Consider the following 11738-nt stretch of genomic DNA (forward strand, 5'->3'; position numbering starts at 1 on the left):
TCCCCCTCAGACCTCGTACGGCTGGACGATGACGAAGTTGCCTGGAGCGCCCCGGAACTGCAGGTTCACGGTCTCCCCGCTGTGTCCTGGGAAGGCGTTCCTGCGCAGCCGCACCTGGCTGGAGAGCACCACCTGCGAGGCCGCCGACCAGGCGACGATCGCGTTGCTGTCGGCGTAGGTGGTCGGGGTGACCGGCAGCACCACCGGGGTGCCGTGGGTCTTGACCACGACCGTGCCCGTGCCCTGGAACTGCATGGTGAACAGGGCGCCGCCGGGGATGCCGTGGCCCTCGATGCGGCGGACCTCGTGCTGCAGGGACTCGTCGAAGGCGAGCACGTTCTCGGCGGAGACGCAGATGGCGTCGCCCTGGAGCTCGATGGGGTGCAGGTAGGACGCTTCCTCGGCGAAGAAGACCTGGCCGCGGCCGGTGCAGCGCATCAACTGCATCTCCTGGCCGGTCATGTTGCCGACGACGCGGCCGGTGAACCCGGCGCCCTTGTAGCCGAATTCGACCTTGCCCTGGTAGAGCACCATGCTGCCCTGGCGGGCGAGCACGGGCTGGCCGCCGGCCTGCGCGAGGTCGGCGCGCATCAGCTTCGGGTTCTGCTGGGTCCAGCGCTGGCCGGTGGGCAGCTCGCGGTACTTCTGCATGGCGGCCGCCAGACCGGCGCCGGGGGTCTGCGGGACCTGTCCGGCGTGCGGGGCCTGCGGCGGCTGACCGAAGGCGGGCTGACCGAAGGCGGGCTGACCGAAGGCGGGCTGACCCGGCATGCCCTGACCGGGCATCGGCTGACCGGGGACGGGCTGGCCGTACGGGGCCTGGCCGAAGGGCGGCTGACCCGGCATCGGGCCCGGAACCTGGCCCGGAGGCGCCTGCGGCGGCGGGACCTGGCCGAACGGCGGCTGGCCCGGGGGTGCCTGCGGCGGGGCCTGGGGCGGCGGCGTGGTCATCGGCGCCACCATGGTGGGGGCGGCGTGCACGGGCGCCGGGGCCGGAGCGGGCGGAGCGCCGAAGGCCGGTGCGGGCTGGGGCGGGGCGGGCGGCCCGGTGGCCACCGGGGGTGCGAAGCCGGGCGCGGGGCCCGCGGGGGGCGCGAAGCCCGGTGCCGCGGCGGGCTGCTCGGGGGCGGCCTGCTGCTCCTCGGCGACCTCGCCGCCGAAGTTCTTGAGCAGGGCGTCCAGTCCGCCGTCGAAGCCCTGGCCCACGGCGGCGAAGCGCCAGACGTCCTTGAGGTAGAAGTCGGCGAGCATGACCGCGCGCTCGGTGCTGAACTCGGCGCCGGTGAAGGCGTAGCGGGCGACCTCCTCGCCCCCGGCGACGATCCTGACGTAGCCCGGGCCGATCTGCGACATCTGCCCGGCGCCGTCGATCGTCGCGGTGAAGCTCAGCTTCTGGATCTGCGCGGGAATCCGGTCCAGGGTGACCCGGAAGGACTCGGTGTCCCCGGCCTGCGTCCCCAGCTGCTGGATCGCCTCCTCGGGCGACTTGGGCTGGTTGTAGAAGATGAAGTAGCGGTCGTCGGAGAGCTGTTCCCCGGCGTCGAGCCCGAAACAGCTGATGTCGAAGCCGAGACCGGGTCCGCTGATCTGCACGCCGATGTACAGATCCGTCCCCGCGGTCAGGTCACTGATCTTGGCCTTGTGGCCGCGCTGGAATTCCCTGGCCATTGCTAAGGACCGTCCCCCCATCCGTACGTACGTACTTGGTGCGTTGCGCCAGGCTAACCGCTGGCCGTGACCGGGGCTATTCCCCCGCTATTCCTCGCGTGCCGTGGGCGGGTGCGGCAGCCGGGCCGCGGCGACGACGCCCTCCAGGTACCCGCGGGCGCGTTCGGTGCGCGGGTAGGACTCCAGCAGCTTCCAGAAGTCCGGCCCGTGACCGGGCACCAGGAGGTGGGCCAGTTCGTGGAGGAGGACGTAGTCGACGACGTACTCGGGCATGCCCTGGAGCCGGTGGGACAGACGGATGCTGCCCTCGGCCGGTGTGCACGAGCCCCAGCGGGAGTTCTGGTTGGTGACCCAGCGCACGGTCCGCGGTATCGCGCGGCCGCCGAGGTACTGCGCGGACAGCTGCGCAGCGCGGGCGGACAGCTCGTCGTCGCCGAGCCGGCGGCGGCTCTCCTGGGCGGCGAGCTTGTCGAGCATGACCGTCACCCAGCGCTTCTCCTCGGCGGCGGACATCCGGGCGGGGATGAGGACCACGGTGACGTCGCCCTCGCGGTACGCCGAGACCGTCCGGCGTCGTCGGGCGCTTCGGCGCACTTCCACCGCGCTGGTCCTGGGGGCGCGCGGGGGCTGGCCGGAAAGGCTCTGGGCGGGGTCGGCGGACACGCCCCGACGTTACCCGCACCGGGTCCGGGAAGTCCCGCCCCCGGTGGTGCCCGGTGAAAAAGGCGGGCGGGAAGTTGCCGGGTGTCGGTCATATCGAATGATCATTTGCAGCGCCTGTGGATAACTTTTGCGGTCTGTCCGCGGATTCCGGGCATGCTGGTCCGGTACGGAATCGGAACGATCTCTCGATCGGGAACTCTGCCCACGGGGGTGGCGATGCGTCCCATGCTCAAGCCGGCGATGCGCCGCAGTTGGCGCAGCCGGGAAAGTCTGCAGTTCGGCGTCGACCCGGCGCACGCGGTGGTCCTGGACCCGGTGGACGGCGCGGCCGCCGCCTTCCTCGACCTGCTCGACGGCACGCGCGGGCTCGGCCCGCTCGCCCGCGAGGCCGAGTCGCTGGGGCTGCGGCCCCCGCAGGCCCAGCGGCTGCTCGGGCTGCTGGCCGAGGGCGGTGTGCTCGACGACGCAACGGCGCACACCGAGCTGTCCGAGACCATACGGCACCACTCGGCCGCGCTGGACCGGCTCCGCCCCGACCTCGCGGCGCTGTCCGTGGTCCACTCCGACCCCGGCGGCGCGGCGGACCGGATGGGCCGGCGGCGGGCCGCCCGCGTACGGGTGGCCGGGGCCGGCCGGGTCGGCGCGACGGTCGCGGCGGTCCTCTCCGCGGCGGGAGTCGGCCGGGTCGACGTGCGCGACGGCGGCCGGGTCGAGCCCTGGGACACCGCGCCGGGCGGCATCCCCGCCGAGCACATCGGCGAGCGCCGGGACGCGGCGGCGCGCGGTCTGGTGCGCAGGGCGGCGCCCGATCCGCGGGCGGCGGCGGTGGGCCGCCGGGGGCCGTCCGCGGTGCCGGAGCCCGGACTGTCGCTGGTGGTGGTCGCGCCGCGGGACGGACTGGCGGCCTACGCCCCCGACGCGCGGGAGGCCGAGCCGCTGATGGCCGCCGGGATCCCCCACCTCTACACGGGGGTGCTGGAAGGCCGGGGAGTGGTGGGTCCCCTGGTGGTGCCGGGGAGCACGGGCTGCGCGGGATGCCTGGGACTGCGGATGGCCGACGCCGACGCGGCCTGGCCGAGGGTGCTGGCGCAGTTGCGGTCCGGCCGGGGCGGGGTCCCCGCGTGCGACATCGCGCTGGCCACCACGGTCGCGGGGCTCGCCGCGGCGCACGCCCTGGCCTTCGTCGACGGCGGGCGGCCGCCGAGCTGCGGCGGACGCGTCGAGATGGGCCTCGCCCGGCTGACGACGGAGGTGCGGCCGGTGCCGGGGGACCGCAGGTGCGGGTGCGGTGCGCACACCGCGGATGCCGGGGTGACCGACGACGCAGGAGGTTTGTGACACCGCCGGTGCCATGGTCCGGGAGGGGCGGGGGACAATGACGACGTGACCGATCGGAAAGAGGGGGCGCATGTCTGATCTTCCGCGCAAAGCGGTGACCCGTACCGCCAAGTTGGCGGCGCTCCCACTGGGATTCGCCGGGCGGGCGACGCTGGGGCTGGGCAAGCGGCTCGGCGGGCGCCCCGCGGAAGAGGTCGCCACCGAGCTGCAGGAGCGGACGGCCGAACAGCTCTTCAAGGTCCTCGGCGAGCTGAAGGGCGGCGCCATGAAGTTCGGGCAGGCCCTGTCGGTCTTCGAGGCCGCCCTGCCCGAGGAGGTCGCGGGCCCCTACCGTGCCGCCCTCACCAAACTTCAGGACGCGGCGCCACCGATGCCCGCCCGCACCGTGCACGCCGTGCTGGCCGAGCGCCTCGGCGAAAACTGGCGCGAGTTCTTCACCGAGTTCGACGACCGGCCGGCGGCGGCCGCCTCGATCGGGCAGGTGCACCGGGCCGTGTGGCACGACGGCCGCAAGGTCGCGGTGAAGGTCCAGTACCCGGGCGCGGGGGACGCCCTGCTGTCGGACCTCAACCAACTCGGCCGGGTGGCACGGCTGTTCGGACCGCTCATCCCCGGCATGGACATCAAGCCGCTGATCTCGGAGCTGCGCGACCGGGTCGCGGAGGAGCTGGACTACGAGCTGGAGGCGCAGGCCCAGCACGCCCACGCGGTCGAGTTCGCCGACGACCCCGACGTGGTGGTGCCCGACGTGGTGCACCGCACGGACCAGGTGCTGGTCACGGAGTGGATGGACGGGGTGCCGCTGGCGGAGGTGATCTCGGGGGGCACCGCGGAGATGCGCGACCGCGCGGGCCAGTTGCTGGCGCGCTTCCTCTTCGCCGGTCCGGCCCGGACCGGGCTGCTCCACGCCGATCCGCACCCGGGCAACTTCCGGCTGCTCGTCGACGACGGCCCCGCGCGGGGCTGGCGGCTGGGCGTGCTGGACTTCGGCACGGTGGACCGCCTCCCCGAGGGCCTGCCGCTGCCCATAGGGTCGGCGCTGCGCCTGGCGCTGGCCGACGACGCGGAATCGGTGCACGCGATGCTCCGCCAGGAGGGCTTCGTCAGGCCGACGGTCGAGCTCGACCCCGACGCCGTGCTCGACTACCTGCGGCCGATCATCGAGCCCGCGGCGGTGGAGGAGTTCACCTTCGCGCGCGGCTGGATGCGCGCGCAGGCGGCGCGGATCGCCGACCCGCGCTCACCCGCGCACCAGCTGGGCAAGCAGCTCAACCTGCCGCCCTCGTACCTGCTCATCCACCGGGTGACGCTCAGCACCATCGGGGTGCTGTGCCAGCTGGCGGCCACGGTCAGGCTGCGGGACGAGCTGCTCGAATGGCTGCCGGGCTTCTCCGGGGAGGACCTGGCCCCGCTGCCCGAGACCGAGGACGCCTCGGCCTAGGCGCAGCGAGCCCGGCGGGCCCTACCACCAGGAGGAGTCCAGCCGGCCCTCGATGCTGCGGATGTTGGTGCGGGCGCAGTCGTCGCAGAAGTACACGCGACTGCCGTTCTCGACGGAGCAGGTCCAGGTGAGGGGAAGTCCCTCGGCGACGGCCCCGCACCGGGCGCATGTCGTCGTCGTGGGAGCAGTCCCGACCCGTTCGAATTGAGTCTTCTGGTCCACTTTATGACGATATCGCGGGGCCGGTCGAAATCGACCGGCCCCGCGGTTGTGTGTCGTTGCCGATGTGTGAGCGCTACTGCATCACGGCCATCGCCAGCGCGCGGCGGGCGCGGAGCGAGGCGCGTTCGGCACGGCGCTGCAGACGCCGGGCGTTGAGCACGCGGAGGGCCATCCGTTCGTGCTCGGCCTCGTAGAGGCGCTCTTGCATATGGGCACGAGCCAGGGCTTCTGGCATGAGTTGCATTTCGAGGTTCCTGTTCTGGCGCTCAGTGGGAGCGTCGGACGGCGGGGCGGGGCGTTCGGTGACGGACGGGTTCATCGGGGCCTGCTTCTTGGGGTCGTGCGTGAGGGGACGGTCGATCGTTCCGACGGCGGGACGCTTCATGCCACAACAGCGTTCTTGCGCGGACGGCCACGGGGACGCTTGCGCGGCACCACGACACCCTGGACGAAGAGCTCGCCACCCCAGACACCCCAGGGCTCACGGCGGTCCTTCGCACCGGCGAGGCAGGCCTCGCGGACCGGGCAGGTCTGGCAGAGCGACTTGGCGTACTCGACGTCGGCCGGGGACTCGGCGAAGAAGACCTCCGGGTCGAAGGTCCGGCAGGGGACGGGGACGCCGAGGCGGTCGATCTCGTCGTCGAGCTCGGTGAGGGGCAGCAAGGGGACCTCCGGGTCAGGGTCGGGCGGAGCGGCGCGGAGCGCGGGCGGGTGTACGGGGGCGGGTACGGACGGTGCGTGCGGGGTGAGATGCACGATCGCTTCGTTCCTCATCTGTTTGTCGGGGGGTGGGGAAAACAGAAGGGCCGCGGATCCCGGTCTGGGATTCCGCGGCCCTGAAGGCGCCGGCCTGATCGTCGATCAGACTGGATCACTCCAGGGTTCGAGCCCGCGGAAGGCCCACTTCGGGTGCTGCTGCTTCTGGGTTCCGGCACCATTGGTCGCCGCGAAGGCATAGGCCTGGGCCTCAGCCATCACTGCCACCGCCGGCGCCTGCGTCGGTCGCTCGCCGCCGCGCTCCCGGATGGAGAGAACGGTGGTGGGCAGTTCGACGGACAGGCGGCTGGACAGACCGGTGCCACGGAGTGAGACACCAAGAGAGCAGGCGGCGGCGACCGGACGATCGGTCATTTTCGTCATGAAGCTGGTCACTGGTCTCGCCTCCTCTCGGCGTCTCGTAGGGCTGGTCTGGCAGGTGGTGCTGGGTCAGTACATCACGGATTCCACCGCTCCGGGAAGGTCCTTCACAGAGCCGCGTCGTCCGCGCTCACGCAGGCTATGGGGATTTCCTCGGGGCGCGCAAACTATTTTCCGGGCTCTTCTTCGACAACTTCCCCAACAGCTTCCTCAACGGCCTCGTCACCAGCCGCACCGCCGGGCTCGCCACCCGTGCACAGGGCGAGGACGTCGGCACCGAACTTGTCCAGTTTGCGGGCCCCGACCCCGGAGATGACGGACAATTCCCCCTCCGTGGTGGGCCGCACCTCGGCGATCGCCAGCAGCGTCTTGTCGGTGAAGACGCAGTAGGCCGGCTGGCCCAGCGCCTTCGCCTGCTCCACCCGCCACTCGCGCAGCCGCTCGTACAGCGCCTCGTCCATGTCGGAGGGGCAGTCCTCACAGCGCATCAGCTTGATCTCGCCCGCGTCGGACAGGGTGCGGCCGCACACGCGGCACTGCACCGGCCCGCGCCGCTTCCTGCCGCCCGAGCCGCGCTCCACGCCGCCCGTGGCGGCCGAACGGCCGCCCGCCCTGCCTCGGGCCGCCGAGCCCGGCCGCAGCCCGTCCAGGAAGCGCGAGGGCCGCCTGCCGCCGCGTCCGCCCGGCGAGCGGGACAGCGCCCATGACAGGGAGAGGTGGAACCGGGCGCGGGTGACGCCGACGTAGAGCAGCCGGCGCTCCTCCTCGACCTGCTCGTCGGTCTTGGCGTAGGTGATCGGCATCGTCCCCTCGGTCAGGCCGACCAGGAACACCGCGTCCCACTCCAGGCCCTTGGCGGCGTGCAGCGAGGCCAGGGTGACGCCCTCGACGGTCGGGGCGTGCTGGGCGCCGGCACGTTCGTCGAGCTCGGCGACGAAGTCCGCGAGCGTGGCCTGCGGCCGGGCCCGGTGGAAGTCCTCGGCCAGCCGCACCAGGGCCGCCAGCGACTCCCAGCGGTCGCGGACCGCGCCCGACCCGGCCGGGGGTTCGGTGGACCAGCCGCGGGTGCTGAGCACCGCCCGCACGTGTGCGGGCAGATCCTCGTCGTCCAGGCCCGGGTCGGAGCCGCCGCCCGCCCGCGCGGCACCGCGCAGCAGCATCCCGGCCTCGCGGACCTCGGGACGCTCGAAGAAGCGCTCGGCGCCGCGCAGCTGGTAGGGCACGCCGGCGTCGGCGAGCGCCTGCTCGTAGACCTCGGACTGCGCGTTCACCCGGTACAGCACGGCGATCTCGCTGGGGCGCACGCCCTCGTCCATCAGCTCGCGGATCCGCCGGGCGGTGCCCTCGGCCTCGGCGGGCTCGTCCGGGTACTCGGTGTAGACCGGCTCGGGGCCGGCCTCGCGCTGCGAGACCAGCTCCAGGCGGTGCTGGGCGGCCTGGCCGCGGGCCTGGGACAGCAGCCCGTTGGCGAGGTGCACCACCTGGGGGGTGGAGCGGTAGTCGCGGACCAGCTTCACCACCGTGGCCTGCGGGTGCCGGCCGCGGAACCCGAGCAGGAACTCCGGGGTGGCGCCGGTGAAGGAGTAGATGGTCTGCGAGGCGTCGCCGACGACGCAGACGCTGTCCCGCCCGCCGAGCCACAGGTCCAGCAGGCGCTGCTGCAGCGGGCTGACGTCCTGGTACTCGTCGACGACGAAGTGCTGGTACTGGGAGCGGACGGCGTCGGCGACGTCCGTCCGGTCCTCCAGGACGCCGACGGTGAGCAGCAGCACGTCCTCGAAGTCGATGACCCCGCGGTCGCGCTTGAGCTGCTCGTAGGTGGTGTAGATCCGGGCGATCTCGGCGGGGTCGCGCGGCACGTCCCGGGCGGCCTTGGCGGCGGCCGCCGGATAGTCCTCGGGAGCGGTCTGGGTGACCTTGGCCCACTCGATCTCGCCGGTGACGTCGCGCAGTTCGTTGCGGTCGAGCCGGATGCGGGAACGGGCCCCGGCCTCCGCGACGAGCTGGATCTTGCGCTCGGCCAGCCGCGGCATCTCGCCGCCGACGGCCCGCGGCCAGAAGTACTGCAGCTGACGCAGCGCCGCGGAGTGGAAGGTGCGCGCCTGCACACCGCCCGCGCCGAGCTGCCGCAGCCGCCCGCGCATCTCCCCTGCCGCACGGGCGGTGAAGGTGACGGCGAGCACACTGGACGGCTGCAGTATCCCGGCCCGCACCCCGTACGCGATCCGGTGGGTGATCGCGCGCGTCTTGCCCGTGCCGGCTCCCGCCAGCACGCAGACCGGGCCGTGCAGGGCGGTGGCGACGGCGCGCTGCTCGGGGTCGAGCCCGGCGAGCACGGCGTCCGCCGAGTCCGGTACGGCGGGGAAGTCCGGGAAGAGCGGGGTGTGGGTTGGTGCAGTCACCCCGCCATGCTGCCAGGTCCCGGGAGACGGCCGGGAAAGTTATCCACAGCTGAGGTGGGATGGTCGTACCGCGAACGATTGCAAGGAATGCCGCGGCAAGGGGTTAGCGTTCTCGGGATCGACGTCATCCCCAGCCTTGAAGGAGCGAACACCGATGTCCGGCACTGTGACGATGTACAGCACCACGTGGTGCGGATACTGCCGCCGCCTGAAGGGTCAGCTGGACCGTGAGGGCATCGCCTACACGGAGGTCAACATCGAGCACGACTCGGACTCGGCGAAGTTCGTCGAGAGCGTCAACGGCGGCAACCAGCTCGTCCCGACGCTCCTGGTGTCCCCCAAGAGCGGCGCCGAGGCCGTCGCGCTGAGCAACCCCAGCCTGGCCCAGGTCAAGCAGGCCCTCGCGGGCTGATGACGGTCCGGCCCGGCCGCGCGGCAGGCGCGGCCGGGCCGGACGGGGCCGTCGCCCGTCCTCAGCGGCGGGCCGGCAGCGGCATCCCGTACCAGCGCTCGATCAGCCTCGCCGCGATGGAGATCCCGTAGGGCGGCAGCACCTCGCCGGTCTCCATCGCCTTGCGGTACTCCTCGCGGGAGAACCAGCGCGCCTCGTGCAGTTCCTCGCCGTCCACGGTGATCTCCGAGGACGTGGCGCGCGCCATGAAGCCCAGCATCAGGCTGGAGGGGAACGGCCAGGGCTGGCTGGAGACGTAGCTCACCTCGCCGACGGTCACCCCGGCCTCCTCGGCGACCTCGCGCACCACGGCCTGCTCCAGGGACTCCCCCGGCTCCACGAAGCCCGCGAGCGTCGAGAAGCGCCCCTCCGGCCAGTGCACCTGGCGGCCCAGCAGCGCCCGGTCCTCCTCGTCGGTGACCAGCATGATCACCGCGGGGTCGGTGCGCGGGTAGTGCTCCGCGCCGCAGGCAGGGCAGCGGCGGATGTGGCCCGCGGCCGCCACCACGGTGCGCTCCCCGCAGCGCGAGCAGAAGCGGTGCATGCGCTGCCAGTTCTCCAGCGCGACCGCGTGCACCATCAGGCCGGCGTCGCGGTCCGACAGCAGGGCCCCGACCTCCCGGAGCCCGGCCGGGCGGGCCGCCTCGTCCAGGCGTCCGGGCAGCGAGTCCTTCTGCAGCGCGAAGTAGCGGACCCCCTCGTCGTCGACGCCGAGGAAGTAGCGGTGCACCTCGCTCTCCGGCGCCTCGAAGCTCGGCATCATGACCAGCTCGGTGCGGCCGTCCGGCGTGTCCTCGACCAGGACCTGACCCCCGGAGACCACGAACACCTGCGTCTTGGGGTGGCTCCAGGCGGCGGCCAGCCAGGCCTCGTCGAGCCGGTGCTCGGCGGCGCGGTCCACGCCCGACGGGCGGGCGAGGGGCGGCGGGAAGGCCGTCGTGTCGAAGGTGGGGCCGGTTCCGGACGTATCGGACAAGATTCCTGTCAACTCCCCGTAGCGCGCGGATGGGTGCGGATGCTCACAGAGTCGTGAACTCGCTCCAGAGGTACGCGGACGTCTCCACGCCCTTGAGCAGAAGGTCCAGTTCCACCTTCTCGTTCACCGAGTGCCAACCGTCGGACGGCACGGAAATTCCCAGGAACAGGACGGGGACATCGAGAACGTCCTGCAGGTCGGCCGCCGGGCCCGAGCCGCCCTCGCGGGTGAACAGGACCTCCTTGCCGAAGGCCCGGCCCATCGCCCGGGTCACCGCACGCAGCGCGGGGTGGTCCAGCGGGGTCAGGCAGGGGCGGGTGGCCCCCCAGAAGGTGATCTCGTGCCGGATCCCGGCCGGGACGCGGGCGGCGACCCAGTCGGCGACCAGCCGCTGCACCCGGTCGGTGTCCTGCCCGGCCACCAGGCGGAAGGACAGCTTCAGCTGCGCCGAGGACGGCACGATCGTCTTGCCGCCGGGACCCTGGTAGCCGCCGCCGATGCCGTTGACCTCGGCGGTCGGCCGGGCCCAGACCCGCTCCAGGGTGGAGTAGCCGGCCTCGCCGCTCGTCGCGTGCGACCTGGCGGTGCGCAGCCAGCGCTCCTCGTCGAAGGGCAGCCGGGCGAACAGTTCGCGCTCGTGGTCGGTGAGCTCGAGGACGCCGTCGTAGAAGCCGGGGATCGCCACCCGGCCGTCCGCGTCGTGCAGCGCCGCGGCGAGCCGGGCCGCCTCGGTCGCCGGGTTGGGGACGGCGCCGCCGAAGGACCCGGAGTGGATGTCCTGGTCGGGGCCGCGGAGATCGATCTGGCAGTCGGCCAGGCCGCGCATGCCGGTGCAGACGGTGGGGGTGTCCTCGTCCCACATGCCGGTGTCCGAGACGATCACGGTGTCGCAGGCCAGCCGCCCGGCGTGGGCGCGCACGAGCTCGGTGAAGTGCGGGGAGCCGGACTCCTCCTCGCCCTCGATCAGCAGCTTCAGATTCACCGCGGGGGCGGTGCGGCCGGTGGCGGCCAGGTGCGCGCGGACGCCGAGTGTGTGGAAGAACACCTGGCCCTTGTCGTCCGCGGCGCCCCGTCCGTACATCCGGCCGTCGCGGATCCGCGGCTCGAAGGGCTCGCCGTCCCAGCCGTCCCCGAGGGCGGCGGGCTGCACGTCGTGGTGGCCGTAGACGAGCACCGTCGGCGCGTCCGCGGCGTCGGAGGGCCACTCGGCGAAGACCGCGGGGGCACCGGGGGTCTCCCACACCTCGGCCACCGGGAAGCCGGTCTCCTTCAGCTTCGCCGCCAGCCACTCGGCGCTGCGCCGTACGTCGGGTGCGCGCTCCGGATCGGCCGAGACCGAGGGGATGCGCAGCCACTCGGCGAGGTCGCCGAGGAAGGCCTCGCGATGGGCTTCGACGTACGTACGGACGACGCTGTCCGGGGTGGTGCTCATGGCCTTGA

General features: G+C 72.9%; 12 protein-coding genes. 3 read left to right on the forward strand and 9 right to left on the reverse strand.

Annotated features, from left to right (window positions below):
* Window positions 1–6 precede the first annotated feature (6 nt).
* Together OIE69_RS15615 and OIE69_RS15620 are read right to left on the reverse strand one after the other, a co-directional pair.
* The gene (locus tag OIE69_RS15615; protein WP_326572542.1) at window positions 7–1668 is read right to left on the reverse strand and encodes a TerD family protein; all 1662 of its coding nucleotides are present in this window, start codon (window positions 1666–1668) and stop codon (window positions 7–9) included.
* An 87-nt stretch (window positions 1669–1755) separates the two neighbouring features.
* On the reverse strand, window positions 1756–2331 hold the full coding sequence (locus OIE69_RS15620) for a M48 metallopeptidase family protein (RefSeq protein ID WP_326572543.1): 576 nt from the start codon (window positions 2329–2331) through the stop codon (window positions 1756–1758).
* A 216-nt stretch (window positions 2332–2547) separates the two neighbouring features.
* Here OIE69_RS15620 and OIE69_RS15625 point away from each other — a divergent pair, with 216 nt between their 5' ends.
* The gene (locus OIE69_RS15625) at window positions 2548–3669 is read left to right on the forward strand and encodes a TOMM precursor leader peptide-binding protein (RefSeq protein ID WP_326572544.1); all 1122 of its coding nucleotides are present in this window, start codon (window positions 2548–2550) and stop codon (window positions 3667–3669) included.
* A 70-nt stretch (window positions 3670–3739) separates the two neighbouring features.
* Window positions 3740–5110 (forward strand): ABC1 kinase family protein, encoded by a 1371-nt coding sequence (locus tag OIE69_RS15630; RefSeq protein WP_326572545.1) that lies wholly within the window; start codon window positions 3740–3742, stop codon window positions 5108–5110.
* A gap of 21 nt (window positions 5111–5131) precedes the next feature.
* Here the strand turns inward: OIE69_RS15630 and OIE69_RS15635 are convergent, their stop codons facing one another.
* The 5 genes from OIE69_RS15635 to OIE69_RS15655 form a co-directional block, all read right to left on the reverse strand.
* A complete protein-coding gene (locus OIE69_RS15635; RefSeq protein WP_326572546.1) occupies window positions 5132–5332 on the reverse strand; it encodes a hypothetical protein in 201 nt (66 codons plus the stop codon).
* A 73-nt stretch (window positions 5333–5405) separates the two neighbouring features.
* Window positions 5406–5717, reverse strand: a complete 312-nt coding sequence (locus OIE69_RS15640; RefSeq protein WP_089224072.1) for a hypothetical protein — start codon at window positions 5715–5717, stop codon at window positions 5406–5408.
* Window positions 5714–6088, reverse strand: a complete 375-nt coding sequence (locus OIE69_RS15645) for a WhiB family transcriptional regulator (RefSeq protein WP_326572547.1) — start codon at window positions 6086–6088, stop codon at window positions 5714–5716. The genes OIE69_RS15640 and OIE69_RS15645 overlap by 4 nt, the downstream gene beginning before the upstream one ends.
* A gap of 105 nt (window positions 6089–6193) precedes the next feature.
* A complete protein-coding gene (locus tag OIE69_RS15650) occupies window positions 6194–6472 on the reverse strand; it encodes a hypothetical protein (RefSeq protein ID WP_089224436.1) in 279 nt (92 codons plus the stop codon).
* A 164-nt stretch (window positions 6473–6636) separates the two neighbouring features.
* On the reverse strand, window positions 6637–8871 hold the full coding sequence (locus OIE69_RS15655) for an ATP-dependent DNA helicase UvrD2 (protein ID WP_326572548.1): 2235 nt from the start codon (window positions 8869–8871) through the stop codon (window positions 6637–6639).
* Window positions 8872–9025: 154 nt separating this feature from the next.
* On the opposite strand from OIE69_RS15655, the gene OIE69_RS15660 reads away from it, so the two are divergent.
* Window positions 9026–9283 (forward strand): mycoredoxin, encoded by a 258-nt coding sequence (locus tag OIE69_RS15660; RefSeq protein ID WP_326572549.1) that lies wholly within the window; start codon window positions 9026–9028, stop codon window positions 9281–9283.
* A 61-nt stretch (window positions 9284–9344) separates the two neighbouring features.
* On the opposite strand, the gene nudC is transcribed toward OIE69_RS15660, so the two are convergent.
* Window positions 9345–10223: an NAD(+) diphosphatase gene (gene nudC / locus OIE69_RS15665; RefSeq protein ID WP_326581179.1), complete on the reverse strand. Its 879-nt coding sequence runs from the start codon at window positions 10221–10223 to the stop codon at window positions 9345–9347.
* 118 nt (window positions 10224–10341) lie between these two features.
* Window positions 10342–11730: a dipeptidase gene (locus OIE69_RS15670; RefSeq protein WP_326572550.1), complete on the reverse strand. Its 1389-nt coding sequence runs from the start codon at window positions 11728–11730 to the stop codon at window positions 10342–10344.
* Window positions 11731–11738: the final 8 nt, after the last annotated feature.

The organism is Actinacidiphila glaucinigra (assembly GCF_035918135.1).
GTDB classification, from domain to species: domain Bacteria; phylum Actinomycetota; class Actinomycetes; order Streptomycetales; family Streptomycetaceae; genus Actinacidiphila; species Actinacidiphila glaucinigra.

What these genes read in the sequence shown, in the direction of transcription:
- OIE69_RS15615 (WP_326572542.1), bottom strand. Translation starts at nt 1,668, where the DNA reads ATGGCCAGGGAATTCCAGCGCGGCCACAAGGCCAAGATCAGTGACCTG.
- OIE69_RS15625 (WP_326572544.1), top strand. Translation starts at nt 2,548, where the DNA reads ATGCGTCCCATGCTCAAGCCGGCGATGCGCCGCAGTTGGCGCAGCCGG.
- OIE69_RS15630 (WP_326572545.1), top strand. Translation starts at nt 3,740, where the DNA reads ATGTCTGATCTTCCGCGCAAAGCGGTGACCCGTACCGCCAAGTTGGCG.
- OIE69_RS15640 (WP_089224072.1), bottom strand. Translation starts at nt 5,717, where the DNA reads ATGAAGCGTCCCGCCGTCGGAACGATCGACCGTCCCCTCACGCACGAC.
- OIE69_RS15650 (WP_089224436.1), bottom strand. Translation starts at nt 6,472, where the DNA reads ATGACGAAAATGACCGATCGTCCGGTCGCCGCCGCCTGCTCTCTTGGT.
- OIE69_RS15660 (WP_326572549.1), top strand. Translation starts at nt 9,026, where the DNA reads ATGTCCGGCACTGTGACGATGTACAGCACCACGTGGTGCGGATACTGC.
- OIE69_RS15670 (WP_326572550.1), bottom strand. Translation starts at nt 11,730, where the DNA reads ATGAGCACCACCCCGGACAGCGTCGTCCGTACGTACGTCGAAGCCCAT.